The 24,950-nt window shown below is 72.1% G+C and carries 21 protein-coding genes and 1 other RNA gene; 19 read left to right on the top strand and 3 right to left on the bottom strand.

Annotation, left to right across the window (positions count from 1 at the left end):
- Positions 1–30 precede the first annotated feature (30 nt).
- Complete coding sequence (gene prfB / locus ACIO92_RS22150; protein WP_366440988.1) at positions 31–1,134, top strand: peptide chain release factor 2; 1,104 nt, start codon at positions 31–33, stop codon at positions 1,132–1,134.
- 378 nt (positions 1,135–1,512) lie between these two features.
- The gene (locus tag ACIO92_RS22145; RefSeq protein WP_366440989.1) at positions 1,513–2,244 is read left to right on the top strand and encodes an LPXTG cell wall anchor domain-containing protein; all 732 of its coding nucleotides are present in this window, start codon (positions 1,513–1,515) and stop codon (positions 2,242–2,244) included.
- Between the two features lie 121 nt (positions 2,245–2,365).
- On the opposite strand, the gene ACIO92_RS22140 is transcribed toward ACIO92_RS22145, so the two are convergent.
- Complete coding sequence (locus ACIO92_RS22140) at positions 2,366–2,548, bottom strand: hypothetical protein (RefSeq protein WP_366440990.1); 183 nt, start codon at positions 2,546–2,548, stop codon at positions 2,366–2,368.
- A 234-nt stretch (positions 2,549–2,782) separates the two neighbouring features.
- On the opposite strand from ACIO92_RS22140, the gene ftsE reads away from it, so the two are divergent.
- The 5 genes from ftsE (at position 2,783) to ssrA (ending at position 6,711) form a co-directional block, all read left to right on the top strand.
- Positions 2,783–3,472 carry a cell division ATP-binding protein FtsE gene (ftsE, locus tag ACIO92_RS22135; protein ID WP_366440991.1) on the top strand — a complete coding sequence of 230 codons (690 nt, stop codon included), beginning with the start codon at positions 2,783–2,785 and terminating at the stop codon, positions 3,470–3,472.
- A 21-nt stretch (positions 3,473–3,493) separates the two neighbouring features.
- On the top strand, positions 3,494–4,411 hold the full coding sequence (gene ftsX, locus ACIO92_RS22130) for a permease-like cell division protein FtsX (protein WP_351782930.1): 918 nt from the start codon (positions 3,494–3,496) through the stop codon (positions 4,409–4,411).
- A 78-nt stretch (positions 4,412–4,489) separates the two neighbouring features.
- Positions 4,490–5,665 carry a S41 family peptidase gene (locus tag ACIO92_RS22125; protein ID WP_402058619.1) on the top strand — a complete coding sequence of 392 codons (1,176 nt, stop codon included), beginning with the start codon at positions 4,490–4,492 and terminating at the stop codon, positions 5,663–5,665.
- An 18-nt stretch (positions 5,666–5,683) separates the two neighbouring features.
- Positions 5,684–6,220, top strand: a complete 537-nt coding sequence (smpB, locus tag ACIO92_RS22120; RefSeq protein ID WP_366440993.1) for an SsrA-binding protein SmpB — start codon at positions 5,684–5,686, stop codon at positions 6,218–6,220.
- Positions 6,221–6,318: 98 nt separating this feature from the next.
- Positions 6,319–6,711, top strand: a transfer-messenger RNA (tmRNA) gene (gene ssrA, locus ACIO92_RS22115).
- A 193-nt stretch (positions 6,712–6,904) separates the two neighbouring features.
- Here ssrA and ACIO92_RS22110 read toward each other — a convergent pair.
- Positions 6,905–8,305, bottom strand: coding sequence for an MFS transporter (locus ACIO92_RS22110; protein WP_402058621.1), 1,401 nt, complete (start codon positions 8,303–8,305; stop codon positions 6,905–6,907).
- A gap of 83 nt (positions 8,306–8,388) precedes the next feature.
- On the opposite strand from ACIO92_RS22110, the gene ACIO92_RS22105 reads away from it, so the two are divergent.
- The 6 genes from ACIO92_RS22105 (at position 8,389) to ACIO92_RS22080 (ending at position 16,919) form a co-directional block, all read left to right on the top strand.
- On the top strand, positions 8,389–9,372 hold the full coding sequence (locus tag ACIO92_RS22105) for a LysR family transcriptional regulator (protein ID WP_402058623.1): 984 nt from the start codon (positions 8,389–8,391) through the stop codon (positions 9,370–9,372).
- A gap of 670 nt (positions 9,373–10,042) precedes the next feature.
- On the top strand, positions 10,043–11,164 hold the full coding sequence (locus tag ACIO92_RS22100) for a uroporphyrinogen-III synthase (RefSeq protein ID WP_402282730.1): 1,122 nt from the start codon (positions 10,043–10,045) through the stop codon (positions 11,162–11,164).
- 294 nt (positions 11,165–11,458) lie between these two features.
- Complete coding sequence (locus ACIO92_RS22095) at positions 11,459–12,013, top strand: GNAT family protein (protein WP_366440997.1); 555 nt, start codon at positions 11,459–11,461, stop codon at positions 12,011–12,013.
- A gap of 63 nt (positions 12,014–12,076) precedes the next feature.
- Positions 12,077–14,413, top strand: a complete 2,337-nt coding sequence (locus ACIO92_RS22090) for a UvrD-helicase domain-containing protein (RefSeq protein ID WP_366440998.1) — start codon at positions 12,077–12,079, stop codon at positions 14,411–14,413.
- Between the two features lie 481 nt (positions 14,414–14,894).
- Positions 14,895–16,325 carry an NAD-dependent malic enzyme gene (locus tag ACIO92_RS22085; protein ID WP_366440999.1) on the top strand — a complete coding sequence of 477 codons (1,431 nt, stop codon included), beginning with the start codon at positions 14,895–14,897 and terminating at the stop codon, positions 16,323–16,325.
- A gap of 312 nt (positions 16,326–16,637) precedes the next feature.
- Complete coding sequence (locus ACIO92_RS22080) at positions 16,638–16,919, top strand: HU family DNA-binding protein (protein ID WP_003968811.1); 282 nt, start codon at positions 16,638–16,640, stop codon at positions 16,917–16,919.
- A 214-nt stretch (positions 16,920–17,133) separates the two neighbouring features.
- Here the strand turns inward: ACIO92_RS22080 and murA are convergent, their stop codons facing one another.
- Positions 17,134–18,474, bottom strand: a complete 1,341-nt coding sequence (murA, locus tag ACIO92_RS22075; RefSeq protein ID WP_366441000.1) for a UDP-N-acetylglucosamine 1-carboxyvinyltransferase — start codon at positions 18,472–18,474, stop codon at positions 17,134–17,136.
- 290 nt (positions 18,475–18,764) lie between these two features.
- On the opposite strand from murA, the gene ACIO92_RS22070 reads away from it, so the two are divergent.
- The 6 genes from ACIO92_RS22070 (at position 18,765) to ACIO92_RS22045 (ending at position 24,883) form a co-directional block, all read left to right on the top strand.
- Complete coding sequence (locus ACIO92_RS22070) at positions 18,765–19,325, top strand: YqgE/AlgH family protein (RefSeq protein ID WP_366441001.1); 561 nt, start codon at positions 18,765–18,767, stop codon at positions 19,323–19,325.
- 29 nt (positions 19,326–19,354) lie between these two features.
- Positions 19,355–19,648: a DUF3039 domain-containing protein gene (locus tag ACIO92_RS22065; RefSeq protein WP_351782898.1), complete on the top strand. Its 294-nt coding sequence runs from the start codon at positions 19,355–19,357 to the stop codon at positions 19,646–19,648.
- Positions 19,649–20,120: 472 nt separating this feature from the next.
- Positions 20,121–21,425, top strand: coding sequence for an extracellular solute-binding protein (locus tag ACIO92_RS22060; RefSeq protein ID WP_366441002.1), 1,305 nt, complete (start codon positions 20,121–20,123; stop codon positions 21,423–21,425).
- Between the two features lie 5 nt (positions 21,426–21,430).
- Positions 21,431–22,393 carry a sugar ABC transporter permease gene (locus tag ACIO92_RS22055; RefSeq protein ID WP_366441003.1) on the top strand — a complete coding sequence of 321 codons (963 nt, stop codon included), beginning with the start codon at positions 21,431–21,433 and terminating at the stop codon, positions 22,391–22,393.
- Positions 22,390–23,229, top strand: a complete 840-nt coding sequence (locus ACIO92_RS22050) for a carbohydrate ABC transporter permease (RefSeq protein WP_366441004.1) — start codon at positions 22,390–22,392, stop codon at positions 23,227–23,229. Before ACIO92_RS22055 ends, ACIO92_RS22050 begins: the two co-directional genes overlap by 4 nt.
- A 4-nt stretch (positions 23,230–23,233) precedes the next feature.
- Positions 23,234–24,883 carry a beta-N-acetylhexosaminidase gene (locus ACIO92_RS22045; RefSeq protein WP_401237266.1) on the top strand — a complete coding sequence of 550 codons (1,650 nt, stop codon included), beginning with the start codon at positions 23,234–23,236 and terminating at the stop codon, positions 24,881–24,883.
- The last annotated feature ends 67 nt before the right edge of the window (positions 24,884–24,950 follow it).

Genomic DNA, 24,950 nt, shown 5'->3' with positions numbered 1-24,950 from the left:
CTCCGGGCCCGGAGCCGTTACGCTGGGCGTGTGGCAGTCGTCGATGTATCCGAAGAGCTGAAGTCCCTCTCCTCGACCATGGGGTCGATCGAGGCCGTCCTGGACCTCGAGAAGCTGAGGGCCGACATCGCCGTGCTCGAAGAGCAGGCCGCGGCACCGTCCCTGTGGGACGACCCGGACGCGGCACAGAAGATCACGAGCAGGCTCTCGCACCTCCAGGCCGAGGTCCGCAAGGCCGAGACCCTGCGCGGGCGCATCGACGACCTCGCGGTGCTCTTCGAGCTCGCCGAGGAGATGGACGACCCGGACACCCTCGCCGAGGCCGAGACGGAGCTGATCTCCGTCCGCAAGGCCCTCGACGAGATGGAGGTCCGCACCCTCCTCTCCGGCGAGTACGACGAGCGCGAGGCCCTGGTCAACATCCGCGCCGAGGCCGGTGGCGTGGACGCCTCCGACTTCGCCGAGCGGCTCCAGCGCATGTACCTGCGCTGGGCGGAGCGCCACGGCTACGCGACGGAGATCTACGAGACCTCGTACGCGGAAGAGGCCGGCATCAAGTCGACCACCTTCGTGGTGAAGGCCCCGTACGCCTACGGCACGCTCTCCGTCGAGCAGGGCACCCACCGCCTGGTCCGCATCTCGCCCTTCGACAACCAGGGGCGCCGCCAGACCTCCTTCGCGGGCGTCGAGATCCTCCCGGTCGTCGAGTCCTCCGACCACGTCGAGATCGACGAGTCCGAGCTGCGCGTCGACGTCTACCGCGCGTCCGGCCCCGGCGGCCAGGGCGTCAACACGACCGACTCGGCCGTGCGCATCACGCACCTTCCGACCGGCATCGTCGTCTCCTGCCAGAACGAGCGCTCGCAGATCCAGAACAAGGCCAGCGCCATGAACGTCCTCCAGGCCAAGCTGCTGGAGCGGCAGCGCCAGGAGGAGCGGGCCCGGATGGACGCGCTGAAGGACACCGGCAGCTCCTGGGGCAACCAGATGCGCTCGTACGTCCTGCACCCGTACCAGATGGTCAAGGACCTGCGCACCGAGTTCGAGGTCGGCAACCCGCAGGCCGTCCTGGACGGCGAGATCGACGGCTTCCTGGAGGCGGGCATCCGCTGGCGCAAGCAGCAGGAGAAGTAACCCGCGAGGTACTCCGCGTCCGGCCCCGCACCCTCCGGTGCGGGGCCGGTGCCGTTCCCGCACCACCAGGGGATTCGCTCCCGCAAGCGGAATCGGGCTGCGCGGGACGCTTTGTCGACAAGGTAACTGGCCCTGCGCACGAGGTAGTTCAGGGTTTACATCACAGTTGCATCGTCGTATGTGGGGCAGCTGGTGACCTTTCGGGCATCGCACGCGCAACGACCTTGACGCCTCATCGGAAACTCGGAAGGGTGGCGTACCGGCATGCGCACTTCCGGGGCGCGTGCGCACGGGGGCCCGGTCCAGCAGTGAGCCGCCCCTGTCCCGTGCCCCGAGCGCTGCCCCATGACGAGATGAGCTACTGGGGGTAGCAGCCAGATGACCAAGCAGATGCGAGTCCGTATCGCACGCATCGCCGCCGGTGCGGTGATCGCGGCCGGTGCGTCGCTCACCGCGGCGGGCGCCGCACAGGCCGTGGGTGTCTTCAGCGAGTCCGACACTCCGACCCCGACGGACACCTGTATGCCCGGCGGTGCCGGTTGTGAGACGACTCCGCCGCCCACCACCGAGCCTCCGACGGAGCCTCCGACCACGCCGCCCACCACCGAGCCCCCGACGGAGCCGCCCACCACGCCTCCGACGGAGCCCCCGACCACGCCTCCGACCACGCCTCCGACGGAGCCGCCCACCACACCCCCCACCACGCCCCCGACGGAGCCGCCCACCACGCCTCCGACGGAGCCCCCGACCACGCCCCCCGCCACGAACCCGCCGGTCACCACGCCGCCGACCGAGCCGGGCACCGGGGAGACCACCGAGCCCGGCCCCGGCAGCACCGACTCCCCGACCACCCCGGACGACGGCGGTGAGCCCGGCACCTGCACCGTCGACCTCGACGGCGCCGAGTGCGTCGACGGCGGCAACAGCAACGTCGACACCGACGGCGCCGGTTCGCAGCCCGTGCAGCAGGGCCAGGCGAAGGAGGAGCTCGCCGAGACCGGCGCGGCCGAGACCTCGTTCCTGGTCATCGGTGCCGCGACCATGATCGCCGGAGGCATCGGCTTCCGTATGCTGCCGCGTCTCGTCGGCGGCGGTCGCGCCGCAGTCTGAACCGGCCGTGTGATCCGCGTCCGCGCATGAGGAAGGGCCGGGGAGGAATCCCCGGCCCTTCGTCGTCTCTCCGGCTCGTGCGGGCCTCGCGCGTCGGCGTCCGGCCCGACCGGCGGGCTCCCTAGACCGTGCGCACCGCGGCCAGCAGCGCGAGCGCGGCCAGCAGGGCGACCGCCAGCGTCAGCAGCATCGCGGGCGAGAGACCCTGGGGGGTCAGCCGCTCCCGGTTGGCACGGCAGACGGGGCAGCGGCCCTCGGTGACCGGGGCCGCGCAGTTGGCGCACACCAGTCGGTCGTAGGTCATACGCTCTCCTCCTCCCGCACTGGACTACACGGGGAACAACGCCCGGAGGGGTCCGGACGTTCCCCCTACCACTGTGCCAGCTCGTCGGCGTTTCGGCGCGCCCCACCGGATCGCCCCGGCCGCACCCCGTGGGGCGAAAAGGATAAACGGCGCAAGCCCGGAGCGCGACTGCGCGGGCCTTCCCCGTTCGCGTAAGGTCACGCACACCTACTCCCGGCCGACCGTGGTGCATTCGTGATCCGATTCGACAACGTCTCCAAGTCCTATCCGAAGCAGAACCGCCCCGCGCTCCGGGATGTCTCCCTGGAGATCGAGAAGGGGGAGTTCGTCTTCCTCGTCGGTTCCTCCGGCTCCGGAAAGTCGACTTTCCTCCGGCTGCTCCTGCGCGAGGAGCGCGCGAGCCAAGGCCAGGTGCACGTCCTCGGCAAGGACCTGGCCCGGCTGTCCAACTGGAAGGTGCCGCACATGCGGCGCCAGCTCGGCACCGTCTTCCAGGACTTCCGCCTGCTGCCCAACAAGACCGTCGCCCAGAACGTGGCCTTCGCCCAGGAGGTCATCGGCAAGCCGCGCGGCGAGATCCGCAAGGGTGTGCCGCAGGTGCTCGACCTGGTCGGTCTCGGCGGCAAGGAGGACCGGATGCCGGGCGAGCTGTCCGGCGGTGAGCAGCAGCGCGTCGCCATCGCCCGCGCCTTCGTCAACCGCCCGATGCTGCTGATCGCCGACGAGCCCACCGGCAACCTCGACCCGCAGACCTCCGTCGGCATCATGAAGCTGCTCGACCGCATCAACAGGACAGGGACCACCGTCGTCATGGCGACCCACGACCAGAACATCGTCGACCAGATGCGCAAGCGCGTCATCGAACTGGAGAAGGGCCGGCTCGTCCGCGACCAGGCCCGAGGCGTCTACGGGTACCAGCACTGAGCAGGTAGGGGACAGATCACCATGCGCGCTCAGTTCGTGCTCTCCGAGATCGGCGTCGGTCTCCGGCGCAATCTCACGATGACCTTCGCCGTCATCGTCTCCGTGGCCCTCTCGCTCGCCCTGTTCGGCGGTGCGCTGCTCATGCGCGAGCAGGTCAGCACGATGAAGGACTACTGGTACGACAAGGTCAACGTCTCCATCTTCCTCTGCAACAAGGCCGACGCGGCCTCGGCGGCCAAGTGCGCCAAGGGCGCGGTCACCGCACAGCAGAAGGAGCAGATCGAGGCCGACCTGAAGAAGATGGACATCGTCGAGACCGTCCAGCACGAGACGGCCGACCAGGCGTTCAAGCACTACAAGGCGCAGTACGGGGACACCGCCATCGCCTCCGTGGTGACGCCGGACCAGATGCAGGAGTCCTTCCGGGTCAAGCTGGAGGACCCGGAGAAGTACAAGGTGGTCGCCACCGCCTTCGCGGGCCGGGACGGCGTCGAGTCGGTCCAGGACCAGCGGAACATCCTGCAGAACCTCTTCGACCTGATGAACGGCATGAACATCGCCGCTCTCTGCGTCATGGGCCTGATGCTGGTCATCGCGCTGATGCTGATCGTCAACACGGTGCGGGTCTCGGCCTTCAGCCGCCGCCGCGAGACCGGCATCATGCGGCTGGTCGGCGCGTCCAGCTTCTACATCCAGATGCCGTTCATCATGGAGGCGGCCTTCGCCGGACTCCTCGGCGGCGCGGTCGCCTGTGTGCTGCTGCTCGTCGGCCGGTACTTCCTCATCGATCACGGCATCGCGCTCGCCGACAAGATGCAGCTGGTCAACTTCATCGGCTGGGACGCGGTCCTCGCCAAGCTGCCGCTGGTCATCGCCATCGGTCTTCTGATGCCGGCGGTGGCGGCCTTCATCGCGCTGCGCAAGTACCTGAAGGTGTGACGGGACACCGTCGGCGGCGGACGGCGCCATGGGGGCAAAGCCCCTGTGGCGCCTTTCGCTTGTCCTAGAGTGTGCGTCGTGTCGGGTGGTCGCGGCCTTCGCTGTGTCCGGCCCCGCGGAGTGGTCCGTGGGGCCGTTCTGACGTTGGTGTTCACCGGTGTCCTCGCGACCGCCGCCGCCACCGGTGCGCTGCCCCGGGAGCCGGGCGGCGCGGGGGCCGTGCAGGCGGGGGCGGGCGCCGGGAGCGGTGCGACCGTCGACAGTGCCGCGCTGAGCCGGGCCGCCGCCGCCGCGATGGCCGACGGGAAGTCGGGCAAGAAGGCCGCGGAGGAGTTCGTGAGCCGCAGCGGTGACCGCTGGGGCGCGGTGTACGACAAACGGGAGTACGCCGAGTTCGAGCAGGCCCTCGACGGCGCCTACACCGGGGTGGGGCTCTCCGCCGGGCGGACCGCCGGAGGCAGGGTCGGGGTGACCCGGGTGCGGGCCGACGGGCCGGCCGAGCGGGCCGGGCTCAGGACCGGGGACCGGATCGTCTCCGTCGACGGGCGCCCGGTCGACGGGCTCTCGGTCTCGGAGGTCGTCTCCCTGCTCCGCGGCGAGGGCGTGGCCGGTTCGCCGGTGGTGCTCCGGGTCGAGCGCGGCCGGGCCGACTGGACGCAGACGCTGCGCCGGGCCCGGCTGGCGACGGACCCGGTCACGGTGAGCAGGCTCGACGACGGGACCCTGCTGATCCGGGTCTCGGCCTTCACCAAGGGTGCCGGTACGCGCGTGCGCGACGCGGTCCGGGCGGCCCCGGCGGGCGCGGGCGTCCTCCTGGACCTGCGGGGCAACGCGGGCGGCCTGGTGTCGGAGGCGGCGGTGGCGGCCTCGGCGTTCCTCGACGGGGGCCTGGTGGCCACGTACGACGTGGAGGGCGAGCAGCGGGCGGTGTACGCGGAGGGCGGCGGTGACACCTCGCGGCCCCTGGTGGCACTGATCGACGGCGGCACGATGAGCGCGGCGGAGCTGCTGACCGGGGCGCTCCAGGACCGGGGCCGGGCGGTGACGGTGGGTTCCCGCACCTTCGGCAAGGGGTCGGTGCAGATGCCGAGCGCGCTGCCGGACGGTTCGGTCGCCGAACTGACCGTCGGCCACTACCGCACGCCCGCCGGGCACGTGGTGGACGGGCGGGGCATCGTGCCGGACCTGGCGGCGGGGGAGCGGGCCGAGGAACGGGCCCGGACGGTATTGAGTGGCCTCGGAGGGGGTTCGTAGTGCGAAAATGACCGCACTATGGCCAAGGGACTCGTGAACGTGCAGGGCAAACCTGCGAAGAACCAGGACAAGACGCCCGAGCGCAAGATGATCGCGCAGAACAAGAAGGCGCGCCACGACTATCACATCATCACGACCTACGAGTGCGGTCTGGTGCTCATGGGCACCGAGGTGAAGTCGCTGCGGATGGGCCGTGCCTCGCTGGCCGACGGCTTCGTGCAGATCGACAACCACGAGGCGTGGCTGCACAACATCCACGTGCCCGAGTACACGCAGGGCAGCTGGACCAACCACTCGGCGAAGCGGAAGCGGAAGCTGCTGCTGCACCGGGAGGAGATCGACAAGCTGGAGTCGAAGGCGCAGGAGACCGGTCATACGATCGTGCCCCTCGCCCTGTACTTCGTGAACGGACGGGCCAAGGTCGAGATCGCGCTCGCCAAGGGCAAGAAGGAGTACGACAAGCGGCAGACGCTCCGGGAGAAGCAGGACACCCGTGAGACCAGCCGGGCCATCGCGGCGGCCAAGCGCAGGCAGCGCGCGGCCAAGGCGGGCTAGCGGCCCGGTCGCGCGTAATGTGCTGGCGGCGGCGCCCGTCGGTCACGTACGATGGGCATCGCACCTCACAGCGGGTGCGACCTTTGAAAAAACAACATGGGGATGATCGGTTTCGACAGCGGATGTCGAGCCAGAGGAAGCGTGTCGAGGAAGCGGCAATGATCTCGTTAACCATATGTCGCAACCAATAATCGCCAACTCCAAGAGCGATAACTCCCGCTTCGCCCTCGCTGCCTAATTTTAGGTAACGACAAGAAGCCTCTGTGAGGAGCGTCAGCCCGGGGGTGGTCCCGACCCGGATCCTGGCGTAATCAAGGGATCTAAACCTCTCATTCCGGTCACGGGGGTGAGGGGGAAATCAAACAGTGACTGAGCCCGTCGGAGACTTGTCCGCGTGATCTCCGGGGCTGAGAAACTCATAGCGGACTGCGCACGGAGAAGCTCTGGTTCCGCACCGTTGGACGCGGGTTCGATTCCCGCCATCTCCACCGAGAGCCCGAGGGGGCCCGCCCTCTCGGACACCTCACCCCATGTGGGCGAAGGCCCGGCAGTCGTCAGACCGCCGGGCCTTCGTCATGCCCGGACCCGCCGCGCCCGGACCCGCCATGGCCCGGTGTCCCGTCGTGCCCGGACCCGTACGGCCGGACTCATCAGGCCCGGTGTCCCGTCGTGCCCGGTGTCCCGTCATGACCCGGGCTTTCCCGCGCTCGGGGACGGGCCCCGGCCGCCGACCCCCGTCGCCGCGCACAGCGTGAGCGCCAGGGCCGCCGCCGTGGCCGGGACCAGGAAGCCGGAGGAGGCGAAGGGCGCGTGGTCGGCGGCCCAGCCGCCGGTGGCGGAACCGACCGCGATCCCGCCGAGCAGGGCGGTCACGGCCAGCGTCATCCCCTCGTTGAGCCGGGACGGCGGGGTCATCCGCTGCACCAGACCCATCCCCGTCACCATCGTGGGCGCGGTCGCCATGCCCGCGACCAGCAGCCCGGCGGCGAGCGCGAGCAGGGAACCGGTCGAGGCCGCGAGGAACGGCACCGTCATCAGGACGCTCATCGCGGCCAGACAGGTGCGGAGCCGCACGGTGCGGCGGGCCCGGCCGTAGAACAGCCCCGCCGCGCAGGAACCCGCCGCCTGGAGTGCCAGTACGGGCCCGGCGACGGGACCGTCGACGAACGCGAGGGCCCCCACCTCCATCGACCCGAAGACCGCCCCGGTGGCGAGGAACACCGCGAGCAGCGGGACCATGCCGGGCAGCCGCAGCGGGGAGCCGGTGGCCGTGCGCGGGGCGACCGGCGGCTCCGTGGAGCGCTGCGCGGCGAAGACCAGCACACCGCCGAGGAAGAGCACCGCGCCGGTGAGGGTGCCCGCCTCCGGGAAGAGCGCCGAGCAGAGGAACGCGGCGACCACCGGGCCGAGCATGTAGCAGAGCTCGTCCGCCGCCTGCTCGAAGGCGTTCGCCGTGTGCAGCTCGTCCGGCCGGTCGCGCAGCAGGTACGCCCAGCGGGCCCGGGACATGCCGCCGGTGTTGGGGGCGGTGGCGGTGAGCGCGGCGGTCGCGAACAGGGTCCAGACCGGCGCCCTCCCGTGGACGCAGAGCACCAGCACCAGATGGCCGAGGACCGCGCACACCGTGGCGGGGACGGCGATCCTGGACTGGCCGTACCGGTCGACGAGCCGGGCGATCCAGGGGGCCGTGACCGCCCCTGCGGCCATGCCGGTGGCCGTCACGGCGCCCGCGAGCGCGTACGAGTCGTGCGCCGCCGCGATCATGATCACGGCGCTGATCCCGAACATGCCCACGGGCAGCCGGGCGATCAGATTGCCCGAGGTGAAGGCCCGGGTGCCGGGCCGGGAGAAGAGCCGGAGGTAGGGGTTGCGGGGGAGGAGGGCCGGGGGGCCGTCCTCGGGAGCGGGGCGGCGGACGACGGGGGGCCGGTGGCCGCCGTCCGGGGTCGGGCGGCCGGTCCCGGGGCCCCGGCCCCGGGCGGGGCCCGTGGTCGGGGCGGGCCGGTCGGTGGGTCCGCCCGGTGCGCGGTAGCGGAGGGCGAGGGCCGGGCCCGCCGGGGTCAGGATGAGGTCCGGTTGCGGCATGGCCCCAGGCTCGCGGGCCCGGCCCCGACGGGTCCAACACCTGTTCGGTCGCCATTCACGCATCTGTGTTGTTGAATGCGGCGGTGGCCCTCCCGACCCCGTCCCCCGCCCCGCGCGACCTCGACCCCCGGCTGCTCCGCGCCTTCACCGCCGTCGCCGAGGAACTGCACTTCACCCGCGCCGCCGCCCGGCTCTACGTCGCCCAGCAGGCCCTCAGCCGGGACATCCGGCGCCTGGAGGGCGAACTCGGCGCCGAACTGTTCGTACGGACCACCCGGCAGGTCACCCTCAGCGCGGACGGCGAGCGGCTCCTCCCGTACGCCCGCCGGGTCCTCGCCGCCCACGAGGAGCTGACCGAGGCCTTCCGGGCCGCGCCCCGGCCCCTCCTCGTGGACCTCAACAGTCCCGGCCTCGCCCAGGAGAGCGTCCTCGCACGGGCGCGTGAACTCGTCCCGGACCACGAGCTGATGGCCCGCTACGAGAGCGGACTCACCGGAGCCGTACGGGAGATCCTCGCCGGGCGCCTCGACGCGTCCTTCGGCCGGTACGGAGGGCTCGACCCCGCGCTCAGGGCCCGGCTCGGCGTCCGGTTCATGCGGTACGAGCGGATGGCGGTGATCCTGCCCGAGGACCATCCGCTGGCCGCCTTGCCCGAGGTGCCGCTCGGCTCGCTCGCCGGGGAACGGATCTACGCGGGCGCCGGGAACGACCGCACGCCCGAGTGGACCGACCTGGCCGTCCGGCTCTTCGCCGGGCGCGGCATCGAGGTCGCCCCGCCCGCGCCGCTCGCGGTCGGCAGGGAGGAGTTCCGGCGGATCATGGCCAAGCACCGGAACCCGGTGCTCGCCGTCGTCGGCTTCCCGCCCATGCCCGACTGTGTGCTGAGGCCCCTCGTCGACCCCGTACCGCTGTCACCGGTGAGCCTGGTGTGGCGCAAGGGGGTGCGGCACCCGGGTCTCGACGCGCTGCGGACCGCCACCGTCGAGGTCGGCACCCGCGAGGGCTGGCGGACCCGCCCGGCGGACTCCTGGCTCCCGCCCGACGAACCGGGCCTCCCGCCCGCCTGACGCGGGGCCGGTCCGCCCCGGGCCGTCTGAACGGGGGCCGCCCGGCGGGGAGCGGTGTCATGCGGGGTCTGTCCGGCCCGGTGTGGCGTCATGCGGGGTCCGTCCGGTCCGGGTGTGGCGTCATGCGGGGGTCCGTCCGGTCGGGGAACGGTCTGAACCGGGGGCCGGGCCGTCGTGCGGCCTGCCCGTCCCGGCTCCCTGCCTGGGGCCAGGTCTGCCGCCCGTCCGGTCCGGGGCTCGAATCGATGTGCGGTCCGCCCAGTCTCAGTCCCAGCCCCAGCCCCAGCCCCAGCCCCAGTCCCAGCCCCAGTCCCAGTCCCAGCTCCCCGGGCCGCTGACCGGGCCTCGGCGGCTGCCTGCTCCCCGGGCGCCTTCCCGGGGCCGGACCGGTCCGGGAGCACCTGGTCCGGGGAGCACCTGGTCCGGGGGCCGTCCGATCGGGTCCGGCCGGTGTGGGGCCCGGCTGGTTCCGGCTCCTCGGCGGGCCCTTCCCGTCGGACGTATACCTTCGGCGTCCCCCCGCCCCTGCGCACGCCCGTTCCCGTCGCCTGCCCCGGGCCCCGTACCGGCGTTTCGGCTCCTCCTCGTGCGGGTGCCCGGTGCGGACCGTAACGGGCAGGAAATACCGGCGAACCCAGCCCGTCACGCGGTGCCGTCAGGCTCGGTCCCCATGGACGAGCACCCCCACGGCCCCCTCGCCGGTTTCACGGTCGGCGTCACCTCGGTGCGCCGCGCGGACGACCTCGACGCGCTGCTGCGCGGCCGGGGCGCCGCCGTCGTCCCCGGCCCGGCCCCGTGGACCGTGCCTCCCGCCGACGACACCGGACTCCGCTCCGCCACCGAGGAACTCCTCGTCCGCGCACCGGACGTCGTCGTCGCCACCACCACCGGCTTCCGGGACTGGATCGAGGCGGCCCACGGCTGGGGGCGGGGACCCGAACTCCTCGGCGTCCTGCGGCGCGCCGAACTCCTCGCCCGGAACCCCGGGGTCCTGGACGCCGTCCGGGCCGCCGGGCTCACCGGGGGCGGGGCGCCCGGCTCCCCGGCCGGACTCCTCGACCGGCTCCTCTGCCGGGGGGTGGCGGGCCGCCGCGTCCTGGTCCAGTCGCACGGGGAGCCGCCGCCCGGCCTCATGGCGGCGCTGACCGCCGCCGGGGCGGAGGCCAGCGGCGTCACCGTCCACCGCTGGACGCCCCCCGAGGACACCGGGCCGCTCGACCGGCTCCTCGACGCGGTCCTCGCCGGAACCCTCGACGCCGTCGCCTTCACCGGCGCCCCCGCCGCCGACTCGCTGCTCGCCCGCGCCGGGGCCCGGGGCTCCCGGGACGCGCTCGTCGCCGCCCTGCGCCGGGACGTCCCCGCGTTCTGCGCCGGGCCGGTGGCCGCCCTGCCGCTCCGGGCCGAGGGCATCGGCACCCAGCAGCCGGAAGGCTCCCGGCCCGGCCCGCTGGTCGAGCTGCTCTGCCGCGAACTGCCCGCCCGCGCCCGGGTCCTGCCGGTGGCCGGGCACCGGCTGGAGGTGCGGCGCCACGCCGTCCTCGTCGACGGTGCCCCCCGGCCCGTACCGCCCGCCGGGATGTCCCTCCTGAGGCTGCTGGCCCGGCGCCCCGGCTGGGTGGTGTCCCGGGCGGAGCTGCTGCGCGCGCTGCCCGGCACGGGCCGTGACGAGCACGCCGTGGAGACCGCGATGGCCCGGCTCCGGGCCGCCCTCGGCACCCCGGAACTCATCCGGACCGTGGTCAAGCGCGGCTACCGGCTGTCCGTGGACCCGGCGGCGCACCCCGACGGGTGAGGACTCCGAGTCCGCTCCCCGTACGGGCCCCGGGCGGGCCTCCCGCAGGGGACGGTCCCGCTTCCCGTACGGGGGACGGTCTCGGAAGCCCGTAAGGGGCGACTCCAGGGCCCGTACGGGACGAGACCCGGAGCCCGTAAGGGACGACCTCAGGGCCCGTACGGGGCGACCTCAGGGCCCGTACGGGGCGACCTCGGAGCCCGTACGGGACAGGCCCCGGGCTCCGTAAGGCACCGCCCCACCGCCCCCGTCCCGCGCCCCGACATCCGTTCGAGTGCGCGGTACCGTACGCGGATGATCGCCGAAGGTCTCCACATCCGGCCCGCCGTTCCCGAGGACGCGGGCGCGCTCGCCGTCGCGCTGCTGCGCAACCGGGCGTACATGAAGAACCGGGAGCCGTACCGCACCGAGGACTACTACACCCCCGAGGCGCAGGCCGAGCGCCTCGCCGACGGCGGGGTGCGGTGGTTCGCCGTGCGCGGCGAGCGCGTCGTCGGCACGGCGACCCTCTCCGGGATCGTCCTCGGCCCCCTCCGCAGCGCCTCCCTCGGCTACTGGGTCGACGAGGAACACACCGGGCGCGGTCTGGCCACCGCGCTGACGGAGGAGGCCTGCCGGGGTGCCCGCGAGGAACTGGGCCTGCACCGGATCGAGGCCGGCACCCTCCTCGACAACCACGCCTCCCAACGGGTCCTCGCCAAATGCGGTTTCGAACGCATCGGGACCGCGCCCCGCATCCTGCACATCGACGGCGCCTGGCGCGACCACCACCTCTTCCAGCGCATCCTCCACGACGACCCGCCGCCCGGAGTTCCGGCGGACCTGGCCCCGTCAGCTGATCCCGCCTGACACGAGGCCTTCCGGTGGCGTACGCTCGACGGCTGCCCAGTGCACGTCAGAAGGGGGCCTTAGGTGGCCGCGCAGGAAGCCGTGGACACGGTCGGAGACCGTGAGATCGGTGTCGAGCAGGAACATCTGGACCACGTCTACCGCCGGCTGGAGGAGAAGATCCACGAGGCGGAGTTCCTGATGAACGACGCCGCCCAGCGAGGGCAGGTCGGCACGCCCGGCGCCCTCGCCGAGCGGGACGCCCAGGTCTTCCGCGCCGGCATCCATCTCAACCGGCTCAACAACGAGTTCGAGGACTTCCTCTTCGGCCGGATCGACCTGTTGTACGGCAAGGACGGCAAGAAGGGCCCCGACGGCGCCTACACCTCGGTGGAGCCCGCCGAGGACGCCGTACGCCCCGACAACACGGCCGAGATCGGGGAGACCCTCCACATCGGCCGCATCGGAGTCCTCGACTCCGACTACGCGCCACTGGTCATCGACTGGCGCGCGCCCGCCGCCGCGCCCTTCTACCGGTCCACCCCCGTCGATCCCGGCCGGGTCGTGCGCCGCCGGGTCATCCGCTCCAAGGGCCGCCGGGTCCTCGGCGTCGAGGACGACCTGATGCGCCCCGAACTGCGGGCCACCCTCGACGGGCACGAGCTGCCGGTCATCGGCGACGGCGCCCTGATGGCCGCCCTCGGCCAGGCCCGCAGCCACACCATGCGGGACATCGTCTCCTCGATCCAGGCCGAGCAGGACCTGGTCATCCGGGCCCCCGCCGCCTCCGTCACGTACGTCGAGGGCGGCCCCGGCACCGGCAAGACCGCCGTCGCCCTGCACCGGGCCGCCTATCTGCTCTACCAGGACCGGCGGCGGTACGCGGGCGGCATCCTGATCGTCTCCCCGACCCCGCTGCTCGTCTCGTACACCGAGGGCGTCCTGCCCTCCCTCGGCGAGGAGGGCCAGGTCGCCATCCGCGCGGTCGGCTCGCTCGTCGACGGGGCCGAGGCCACCGCCTACGACGATCCGGCCGTCGCCCGGATCAAGGGCTCCTCCCGGATGCTCGCCGTCCTGCGCAAGGCCGCGCGCGGCGCCCTGGAGACCCCGCCGCCCCGCGCCCAGCCCGAGCTGGGCGAGGACGAGCCCGTCAGCACGGGCACCCCCACCCGGCTGCGGGTGGTCGCCTTCGGCCGCCGCCTGGAGCTGGAGGCCGACGACCTGCGGCGCATCCGCCACAACGTCCTCGGCGGCACCGCCCCCGTCAACCTGCTCCGCCCGCGCGCCCGCCGCCTCCTCCTCGACGCCCTGTACGCCAGGTCGGGGGCGGTCGGACGGCACAGCGACCCCGAACTCGCCGCCGAGCTGCGCTCCTCCTTCGACGAGGACGTCTCCACCGAGGACTCCTTCCTCTCCTTCCTCGACGCCTGGTGGCCGGAGCTGACCCCGCGCGGGGTCCTCGGCGCGATGGCCGACGAGCGGCGCCTCGGCCGCTGGGCCCGCCGGATCCTCAACCCCGGCGAGGTGCGGCGGCTGGCCCGCTCGCTGCGCCGCCGGGCGCTGTCCGTCCACGACGTGGCCCTCCTCGACGAGCTGGGCACCCTGCTGGGCGCCCCGGCCCGGCCGAGGAAGCGCCGGGAGTACGACCCGCTGGACCAGCTCACCGGTCTGGAGGAGCTGATGCCGGTGCGGGAGGAGACGCAGTGGGAGCGGGCCGAGCGGCTCGCGGCCGAGCGCACCGAGTACGCGCACGTGATCGTCGACGAGGCGCAGGACCTCACGCCGATGCAGTGGCGGATGGTCGGCAGGCGCGGTCGGCACGCCACCTGGACGGTCGTCGGCGACCCGGCGCAGTCCTCCTGGTCGGACCCGGACGAGGCGGCGACGGCCCGCGACGAGGCCCTCGGCTCCCGGCCGCGCCGCCGCTTCGAGCTGACCGTGAACTACCGGAACCCGGCGGAGATCGCCGAACTGGCCGCGAAGGTCCTCGCCCTGGCGATGCCGGGCAAGGAGTCGCCGCGCGCGGTCCGCTCGACGGGCGTCGAGCCCCGGTTCGTGGCGGTGCCGGAGGGGCCCGGGAAGCCGGATCTGGCCGAAATCGTTCGGTCCGAGGCGCGGCTGCTGCTTGAGCGGGTCGAGGGCACGGTCGGTGTCGTCGTCGCCATGCGGCGCCGCGAGGAGGCGGCCCGCTGGCTCGCCGAGCTGGGCGACCGTGTGGTGGCGCTGGGCTCGCTGGAGGCGAAGGGGCTGGAGTACGACGCCACGGTGGTCGTCTCGCCCGCCGAGATCGCCGACGAGTCCCCGGCCGGTCTGCGGGTGCTCTACGTGGCCCTGACCCGGGCGACGCAGCAGCTCACCGTGGTCGCGGCAGCCGGGGACATGCCGGACGCGGCGGGGGTGCCGGATCTGCTGAGGGACTAGTCCGTGTTTCGAAAGTCCCGCCCGCCTGGCCTCCGGGCAGACGGCGCCGCTTTCGAAGCACGCCCTGGCGCGGCTCTAGCAGGAATCCGGGTCGCCCCGCAGCCGTAGGGCTGATTTCCGGTCAACCTGTGGCGCTGGAATCGCGGGGCGGGGTGGTTTGTTAGCCTTGTCGTGGCACCGGCTCGATCCAAGCCCCCGGGCCCAACCTTCGTCCCCTAGAGGGACCACTTGCCGCGAGGCGAGCATGGCGGGTCGGTGCCACTTGGTGCATAGCTACGAAGTCGAGGTCCCCGCCACCACCTGGTGGCGGGGACCTCTTCTGTTTCCCGGGGCTCTCTCGTATGGTGGAAAGTAGTTTCCGAAAACAAAATGACCGCATTACCTGCTACCAGCAGGTAGGTGCGACCATCGGAGGGCGCTGCCGGGCAACCAGCCGGGGCGGCGTAGCAACGAAGCTCAGGAAAAGCAGAGGAAGTCGGCCATGGCAACGGCGCCCAGCGTCTCGTACTCGATGACGGTCCGGCTGGAGGTTCCCGCGAGCGGGACCGCGGTCTCCCAGCTCACCACGGCGGTGGAGTCGTCCGGCGGTTCCGTCACCGGCCTCGACGTGACCGCTTCCGGCCACGAGAAGCTCCGTATCGACGTCACCATCGCCGCGACCTCCACGGCCCACGCCGATCTGATCGTGCAGCAGCTGCGGGGCATCGAGGGCGTCGTCCTCGGCAAGGTCTCCGACCGTACGTTCCTGATGCACCTCGGCGGCAAGATCGAGATGGCGTCGAAGCACCCCATCCGCAACCGTGACGACCTGTCCATGATCTACACCCCGGGTGTGGCCCGGGTGTGCATGGCCATCGCCGAGAACCCCGAGGACGCCCGCCGCCTCACCATCAAGCGCAACTCCGTCGCGGTCGTCACCGACGGCTCCGCCGTCCTCGGCCTCGGCAACATCGGCCCGATGGCCGCCCTGCCCGTCATGGAGGGCAAGGCGGCCCTCTTCAAGCGCTTCGCGGGCATCGACGCCTGGCCGATCTGCCTCGACACGCAGGACACCGACGAGATCGTGGCCATCGTCAAGGCCATCGCCCCCGGCTTCGCGGGCATCAACCTGGAGGACATCTCGGCGCCCCGCTGCTTCGAGATCGAGGCCCGGCTGCGCGAGGCCCTCGACATCCCGGTCTTCCACGACGACCAGCACGGCACCGCCATCGTCGTCCTCGCCGCCCTCACCAACGCGCTCCGCGTGGTCGACAAGGGCATCGGTGACGTACGGGTCGTCATGTCCGGTGCGGGCGCCGCCGGTACGGCCATCCTGAAGCTGCTCATCGCCGCGGGCGTCAAGCACGCGGTGGTCGCCGACATCCACGGTGTGGTGCACGCGGGCCGCGAGGACCTGGTGGACGCCCCGGCCGACTCGCCGCTGCGCTGGATCGCCGACAACACCAACCCGGAGGGCGTCACCGGCACCCTCAAGCAGGCCGTGGTCGGCGCCGACGTCTTCATCGGCGTCTCCGCCCCGAACCTGCTCGACGAGACCGACGTCGCCGCGATGGCGGAGGGCGCGATCGTCTTCGCGCTCGCCAACCCGGACCCGGAGGTCGACCCGGCCGCCGCCCGCCAGACGGCCGCCGTCGTCGCCACCGGCCGCTCCGACTTCCCCAACCAGATCAACAACGTGCTGGTCTTCCCGGGTGTCTTCCGGGGTCTGCTCGACGCCCAGTCCCGCACCGTCAACACGGAGATGATGCTGGCCGCCGCCACCGCGCTGGCCGATGTCGTGACCGAGGGCGAGCTGAACCCGAACTACATCATCCCGTCGGTCTTCAACGACAAGGTCGCGGGCGCGGTCGCCGGAGCGGTCCGCAAGGCGGCGAAGGCCGCGACCGCGGCTCTCGCGGCCGAAGACCGCTGACGGCGCGTCGCGATTCGCGGAGTCGTAAACCCGCCTTTAGGGTGGCTTTTCGGCTCCGCGTCGTGTGCGCGTGGTCGACAGCACGTCACCACCACGGGGCTCTGGCGCTTTTCGTGTGACCCCCGGGGGTGCCGGATTGGCGTTCCCGCCGCTGGTGGGGGCAGGATGCGTGTTTGGGCGCGAGGGTCCGGCATCGGACCCGGGTCCGGGGACTGTCCGAGGGCCCTGGCAGCATCGGCATCGCCGAACCACCTCACGCGGCTTCCGCCGCGTGGCACGCCTCACAGGCAAGAAGAACACGGGAGTAAGAACATGAACCGCAGTGAGCTGGTGGCCGCCCTGGCCGACCGTGCCGAGGTGACCCGCAAGGACGCCGACGCCGTGCTGGCCGCTCTCGCCGAGACCGTCGGCGAGATCGTCGCCAAGGGCGACGAGAAGGTCACCATCCCCGGCTTCCTGACCTTCGAGCGCACCCACCGTGCCGCTCGCACCGCTCGCAACCCGCAGACCGGCGACCCGATCAACATCCCGGCCGGCTACAGCGTGAAGGTCTCCGCGGGCTCGAAGCTCAAGGAAGCCGCCAAGGGCAAGTAAGGCAGTCCAGAGGCGACGGAAGGGCGGCCACCCTGTCAGGGGGTGGCCGCCCTTCCGTATGCCCGCCAGGGGCCGTCTGCGGGCCGGGAGGCGTCCGCCGGTCCGGCCGCCGGGGGACGGGCCGGCCGGAACGGGCCGGAAACACGTCCGGTCCGGCCCGGTGGGACGGGTGCGCGTCCCACCGGGCCGGACCGGACGTGCGCGACCGGGCGGCCTAGACCAGCGCGCTGCCCGGCAGCTCGACCTTGGCGCCCAGCTCGACGAGCTTCTCCATGAAGTTCTCGTAGCCGCGGTTGATCAGCTCGATGCCGTGCACCCGGGAGGTGCCCTGTGCCGCGAGCGCCGCGATCAGGTACGAGAAGCCGCCGCGCAGGTCCGGGATGACCAGGTCGGCGCCCTGGAGCTTCGTCGGGCCGGACACGACCGCCGAGTGCAGGAAGTTGCGCTGCCCGAAGCGGCAGTCGGAGCCGCCCAGGCATTCGGCGTACAGCTGGATGTGCGCGCCCATCTGGTTGAGCGCGGAGGTGAAGCCGAGCCGCGACTCGTACACCGTCTCGTGGACGATGGAGAGGCCGGACGCCTGCGTCAGGGCCACGACCAGCGGCTGCTGCCAGTCCGTCTGGAAGCCGGGGTGCACGTCGGTCTCCAGGGCGATCGCGTTGAGCGAGCCGCCCGGGTGCCAGAAGCGGATGCCCTCGTCGTCGATCTCGAAGGCGCCGCCGACCTTCCGGTACGTGTTGAGGAAGGTCATCATCGAGCGCTGCTGGGCGCCGCGCACATAGATGTCCCCCTCGGTGGCCAGCGCCGCCGACGCCCAGGAGGCCGCCTCCAGGCGGTCCGGGAGCGCCCGGTGGGTGTAGCCGTCGAGCCGGTCCACACCGGTGATCCGGATGGTCCGGTCGGTGTCCAGGGAGATGATCGCGCCCATCTTCTGCAGCACGCAGATGAGGTCCTCGATCTCGGGCTCCACGGCGGCGTTCGACAGCTCGGTGACGCCCTCGGCGAGCACCGCCGTCAGCAGCACCTGCTCGGTCGAGCCGACCGAGGGGTACGGCAGCCGGATCTTGCAGCCGCGCAGCCGCTGCGGGGCCTCCAGGTACTGCCCGTCCGCCCGCTTCTCGATGGTGGCGCCGAACTGGCGCAGCACGTCGAAGTGGAAGTCGATGGGACGGCCGCCGATGTCGCAGCCGCCCAGACCCGGGATGAAGGCGTGGCCGAGGCGGTGCAGCAGCGGGCCGCAGAAGAGGATCGGGATGCGGGACGAACCGGCGTGGGCGTCGATGTCGGCGACGTTCGCGGACTCGACGTGCGTCGGGTCGAGGACGAGCTCGCCGGGCTCCTCGCCCGGACGGACCGTCACCCCGTGCAGCTGGAGCAGCCCGCGCACGACGCGGACGTCACGGATGTCGGGCACATTGCGCAGGCGGCTGGGGCCGCTGCCGAGCAGTGCGGCGACCATCGCCTTGGGCACGAGGTTCTTCGCGCCGCGAACGCGGATCTCACCCTCCAGCGGGGTTCCGCCGTGGACAAGCAGGACATCGTCTGTGCCGGTCATGAATCTCGCGTTCCGGAGTGGGGTCGGTCGGGTGGCCAGTGAAAAGGGTAAGGGTCCCGGGGACCCCGATCGGGTGCCCCGGGGGGCCTGGCAGATGTAATGAATTCGGCACAACACCCTCCGCTTCCGTGATCTTGCGGAGGGTGACCGTCCGCTTGGTCCGGCCCGTCCTCCCGGGCGGACCGCGCCGTCGCCTCTGATCTGCGGCGCCGCTCACCCGCCGGTCGTCGCGCCCGCCCTTCGGGCCGGACCGGCCCCGCGCGCGCCGAAGATGCGGGATCATGTGTCGCATGACCGAGGTGTCCTCGCTCACAGGCCGGCTGCTCGTCGCCACCCCCGCCCTCGCGGACCCGAATTTCGACCGTGCGGTGGTGCTGTTGCTCGACCACGACGACGAGGGCTCGCTCGGCGTGGCCCTCAACCGGCCCACACCGGTGACGGTCGGCGACGTCCTCGCTCCCTGGGCCGGACTCGCCGGTGAACCCGGCGTCGTCTTCCAGGGCGGCCCCGTCGCCCTGGACGCGGCGCTCGGCCTCGCCGTGATCCCCGGCGACGAGGGACCCCTGGGCTGGCGGCGGGTGTTCGGGGCGATCGGTCTGGTCGACCTGGAGACCCCGCCCGAACTCCTCGGGCCCGCCCTCGGCTCGCTGCGGATCTTCGCCGGATACGCGGGCTGGGGCCCCGGCCAGCTGGAGGCGGAGCTGGCCGACGGCGCCTGGTACGTGGTCGAGTCGGAGCCCGGGGACGTCTCCTCGCCCCGCCCCGAGACGCTCTGGCGGCAGGTGCTGCGGCGCCAGCGCGGGGAACTGGCGATGATCGCCACCTACCCCGACGACCCGTCGCTCAACTGAGGCCCCGGCTTTCAGTACCCTTGGCGGTTATGAGCACTCTCGAGCCCGAGCGCGGGGCAGGTACGGGAACCCTCGTCGAGCCGACGCCGCAGGTGTCCCACGGTGACGGCGACCACGAGCGCTACGCCCATTACGTCCAGAAGGACAAGATCATGGCGAGCGCCCTCGACGGCACGCCCGTCGTGGCGCTGTGCGGGAAGGTCTGGGTGCCGGGGCGCGACCCCAAGAAGTACCCGGTCTGCCCCATGTGCAAGGAGATCTACGAATCCATGGGCGCGGGCGGCGGCGACAAGGACAAGGGCAAGGGCGGCAAGGACAAGTAGCGGCGTCCTTCCTTCCGGCACGTCGGGACGGCCCCCGGCGCGCGCACTCCGGTGCGTGCGCCGGGGGCCGTCCCGCGTTTTCCGGGGTGCCGGAGGGTATCGGGGGCCGTTCCGCGTCTTCCGGGGGTGCCGGAGGGCGTCGGGGGCCGGTCCGGGTCTTCTCCCGCGGCCCTCCGGGGCTTTCCGGAGTCTCCAACGGGGATCTCCCGGAGTCTCCCCGGGATCTCCCGGAGATTCCCGGGCGGTCGTCCCGGGCTGCCGGGCGGGTCCACGCGCCCTGTGCCGGGGGGAATTTCCACCCTTCCCGGGCCCTTTCGGGCGTTGCGCAGGGTGCTTTCGCCGGTCACGGAGTGGTTGAGGTGGTCGAGACCTCTTGTCGGGCCGCCTGAGGCGCGCCTAACCTCACGCGTGTTGTGCAGAACGAAACGCACATTGCACATGCTGCAACGCACGCCTCCGGAGGGGATCCGTCATGAAGCTTCCTGCCCGCGTCACCGCCCCGGCCGCCGCACTCCTGCTGGCCGGTCTCACCGCCACCGCCTGCGCACCGGGGACCTCCGACGGCAAGGCCACGACGGACGAGAAGACCGGCACCCTGCGCGTCTGGCTCTTCCAGGAGGTGAGCAACAAGCCCAAGGAGCAGGTCGTCCAGCAGGCCGTCGCCACCTTCGAGAAGCAGCACGAGGGCGCCAAGGTCGAGGTCGAGTACATCCCCGTCGAGACCCGCGCCCAGCGCGTCAAGGCCGCCTTCAACGACCCCAAGTCGGCGCCCGACCTCATCGAGTACGGCAACACCGACACCGCCGGATACGTCAAGGACGGCGGACTCGCCGACATCACCGCCGAGTTCGGCGCCTGGGGCGAGGCCAAGGACACCGACCCCACCGCGAAGCAGTCCGTCACCGTCGGCGGCAAGGTCTACGGCGCCCCACTCTTCGTCGGCGTCCGCGCCCTCTACTACCGCACCGACGTCTTCAAGGAGCTCGGCCTCACCGCCCCCAAGAGCCAGGCCGAACTCGTCAGCACCGCCAAGAAGATCCGCAAGGCCAAGCCCGAGCTGTACGGCATCGCCGTCGGCGGCGCCTACACCTACGGCGCCATGCCCTTCGTCTGGGCCGCGGGCGGCGAACTCGCCACCGCGAACGGCGACTCCTACAAGGCGGCCGTCAACAGCGAGGCCGCCGTCAAGGGCATCACCACGTACACCTCGCTCTTCGGCGACGACAACTGCCCCGCCGCCAAGTGCGCCCAGATGGGCGGCAACGCCACCGTCACCGCCTTCGCCTCCGGCAAGGCGGGCATGGCCATCGGCGGCGACTTCAGCCACGCCGCCGTCGAGGCGGGCACCGTCAAGGGCAAGTACGCCGTCGTCCCGCTGCCCGGCACCACCCCCGGCTCCATCGCCCCCGCCTTCGCGGGCGGCAACAACATCGGCGTCCTCAAGAGCACCTCGCACCGCAGCCTCGCCGTCGACCTCCTCAAGTCCCTCACCGGCAAGGAGAGCCAGGCCCGCCTCTTCGACGCCATGGGCTTCCTGCCCACCTACACCGACGTCCGGGCCGCCGCCGCCCAGCGCCAGCCCTTCGTGAAGCCCTTCATCGACACCCTCGGCGCGGGCACCAAGTTCGTCCCCGCGTCCGCCGGATGGGGCCAGATCGACGCCGGTCTCGTGCTGCCCACGATGTTCCAGGAGGTCGTCAGCGGCCGTAAGGACGTCAAGGCGGCGGCCGACGACGCCGCGAAGAAGATGGACACCGCCTTCGCTCCGGCGGGCTGAGACGCATGGCGACCCAGCTCACCGAGAAGCGGGCCGGCACCGGCCCCCGCCCCGCCCCCCGCGGCGGGGCGCGGGCCCCCCGCACCCCGCGCCGCAACAGCGCCTGGACCCCCTGGCTCTACCTCCTGCCCGCCCTCGTGGTCATCGGCGGACTCCTGGTCTACCCCGTCTACCAGCTCGGCCTGATCTCCTTCCTGGAGTACACCCAGGCCCAGGTCAGCGGCGGCGAACCCACCACCTTCAAGGGCTTCGGCAACTACACCGCCCTCTTCGGCGACCCCCAGTTCTGGCAGGTCCTCCTCGCCACGGTCGTCTTCGCCGCCGCCTGCGTCGTCACCACCCTGGCCGTCGGCTGCGCCCTCGCCGTCCTCCTCACCCGCGTCCGCGCCCTGCCCCGGCTCGTCCTGATGATGGCCGCGCTCGGCGCCTGGGCCACGCCCGCGGTCACCGGCTCCACCGTCTGGGTCTTCCTCTTCGACCCCGACTTCGGCCCCGTCAACAAGCTGCTCGGGCTCGGCGACTTCTCCTGGACGTACGGGCGCTACAGCGCCTTCGCGCTCGTCCTCATGGAAGTCGTCTGGTGCTCGTTCCCGTTCGTGATGGTCACCGTCTACGCGGGCATCCGGGCCATCCCGTCCGAGGTCCTGGAGGCCGCCTCCCTCGACGGCGCCTCCCAGTGGCGGATCTGGCGCGCGGTCATGGCGCCGATGCTCCGGCCCATCCTGGTCGTCGTCACCATCCAGTCGATCATCTGGGACTTCAAGGTCTTCACCCAGATCTACGTGATGACGAACGGCGGCGGCATCGCCGGCCAGAACCTCGTCCTCAACGTGTACGCCTACCAGAAGGCCTTCGCCTCGTCCCAGTACAGCCTGGGCTCGGCGATCGGCGTCGTCATGCTGCTGATCCTGCTGGCCGTGACGCTCGTCTACCTGCGCCTGCTGCGACGTCAGGGAGAAGAACTGTGAGCGCGTTCCGCATCAGGCGGCCCGGCAGGCTCGCCGCCGAGGCCGTCACCCTCCTCGTCGCCGCCGCCGTCGCCTTCCCGCTGTACTGGATGGTCCTCTCCGCCTTCAAACCGGCCGGAGAGATCCAGTCCACGAACCCCCGGCCGTGGACCCTGTCCCCGTCCCTCGACTCCTTCCGGCGGGTCTTCGAGCAGCAGGAGTTCGGCCGCTACTTCCTCAACTCGCTGATCGTCGCCAGCACCGTCGTCCTCGCCTCGGCGCTCATCGCCTTCCTGGCGGCGACCGCCGTCACCCGCTTCCGCTTCAAGTTCCGCACCACCCTGCTGATCATGTTCCTGGTCGCCCAGATGGTGCCGGTGGAAGCCCTCACGATCCCGCTGTTCTTCCTCATGCGGGACGCCGGACAGCTCAACACCCTCGGCTCGCTGATCCTGCCGCACATCGCCTTCTCGCTGCCCTTCGCGATCTGGATGCTGCGCGGCTTCGTCAAGGCCGTCCCCGAGGCCCTGGAGGAACAGGCCCAGATCGACGGCGCCAGCCGCAGCCGCTTCCTCTGGCAGATCCTCTTCCCGCTGGTCTTCCCCGGCCTCGTCGCCACCAGCGTCTTCTCGTTCATCTCCACCTGGAACGACTTCCTCTTCGCGAAGTCGTTCATCATCAGCGACACCTCGCAGTCGACCCTCCCCATGGCCCTCCTCGTCTTCTTCAAGCCCGACGAGAACGACTGGGGAGGCATCATGGCCGGCTCGACCGTGATGACCGTCCCGGTGCTCGTCTTCTTCGTACTCGTACAGCGCCGTCTGGTCTCCGGGCTCGGCGGCGCGGTGAAGGACTGACGCGATGACCGACCTCGCCCTGATCCCCGCCCCCCGTACCGTCGAGCACCCCGCCGACGGCCCCCGGCACCTCACCCTCGACGCCCGCACCACGCTCGACGCGGGCCCCGGCACCGAGCCCACCGCCCGCTGGCTGCGGACCGTCCTCGGCGCCGCCACCGGGCTGCCCCTCACCGACGGCGCCGGACCCGGCGCCGTCCGCCTCCGGATCAGCCCGGACGTGGCACGCGCGGACGGCCCCGAGGGCTACCGCCTCACCACCGGAGGCCCCGGAGCCGCCGTCGTCATCGAGGGCGGCGGCCCCGCCGGAGTGTTCTGGGGCGCCCAGACCCTCCGCCAGCTCCTCGGCCCGGAGGCGTACCGGAGCGCACCCGTCGGCGGCGGCGCCCGCGAACTCCCGTGCGTGACCGTCGAGGACCGCCCCCGCTTCGGCTGGCGCGGCCTCATGCTCGACGTCTCCCGGCACTTCACGCCCAAGGACGGGGTCCTGCGCTACCTCGACCTCCTCGCCGCCCACAAGCTGAACGTCTTCCACTTCCACCTCACCGACGACCAGGGCTGGCGCATCGAGATCAAGCGCCACCCCCGGCTCACCGAGGTCGGCTCCTGGCGCGCCCGCAGCAAGTGGGGCCACCGCGCCTCGCCGCTCTGGGACGACACCCCGCACGGCGGCTTCTACACCCAGGACGACATCCGCGAGATCGTCGCCTACGCCGCCGAACGGCACATCACCGTCGTCCCCGAGATCGACATCCCCGGCCACTCCCAGGCGGCCATCGCCGCCTACCCCGAACTCGGCAACACCGACGTCGTCGACACCGGGGCCCTCACCGTCTGGGACACCTGGGGCGTCAACCCCAACGTCCTCGCCCCCACCGAAGCCGTCCTGCGCTTCTACGAGGGCGTCTTCGAAGAGGTCCTCGACCTCTTCCCGGCGGCCACCTCGCCCTTCGTCCACGTCGGCGGCGACGAGTGCCCCAAGGACCAGTGGAAGGCCTCCCCGGCCGCCCAGGACCGCATCCGCGAACTCGGCCTCGCCGACGAGAACGAGCTCCAGTCCTGGTTCATCCGGCACTTCGACCGCTGGCTCACCGCCCGCGGCCGCCGCCTCATCGGCTGGGACGAGATCCTGGAGGGCGGCCTCGCCGAGGGCGCCGCCGTCTCCTCCTGGCGCGGCTACGGCGGCGGCATCGCCGCCGCGAACGCCGGGCACGACGTCGTCATGTGCCCCGAACAGCACGTCTACCTCGACTACCGGCAGGCCCCCGGCGAGGAGGAGCCCGTACCCATCGCGTACGTCCGCACCCTGGAGGACGTCTACCGTTTCGAGCCCGTCCCGCCGGGCCTCTCCCCTGAGGCCGCGGCCCACATCCTGGGAACCCAGGCCAACGTGTGGACCGAGGTCATGGAGAACCGCTCCCGCGTCGACTACCAGGTCTTCCCGCGCCTCGCCGCCTTCGCCGAGGTCGCCTGGTCCGAACTGCCCGCCCCCGAAGCCCGCGACTACCCCGCCTTCGAAGGCCGCATGACCACCCACTACCGCCGCCTGGACGCCCTCGGCGTGGACTACCGCCCGCCCGCCGGACCGTACGCCCGTCAACAGCGCCCCGGCATCATCGGCCGCCCCCGGGAAGGGACGCCCCCGAACGTGTGAGACACCCGGTGGTCCCCGTCACCCAAGAGCGGCGAACCGGAAGTTACCGTGCCTCCTCGGGGCGTCC

Origin of the sequence: Streptomyces sp. NPDC087215 (assembly GCF_044744885.1) — a bacterium.
Classification (GTDB): Bacteria; Actinomycetota; Actinomycetes; order Streptomycetales; family Streptomycetaceae; genus Streptomyces.
This window is presented reverse-complemented; position numbering and strand designations above follow the sequence as displayed.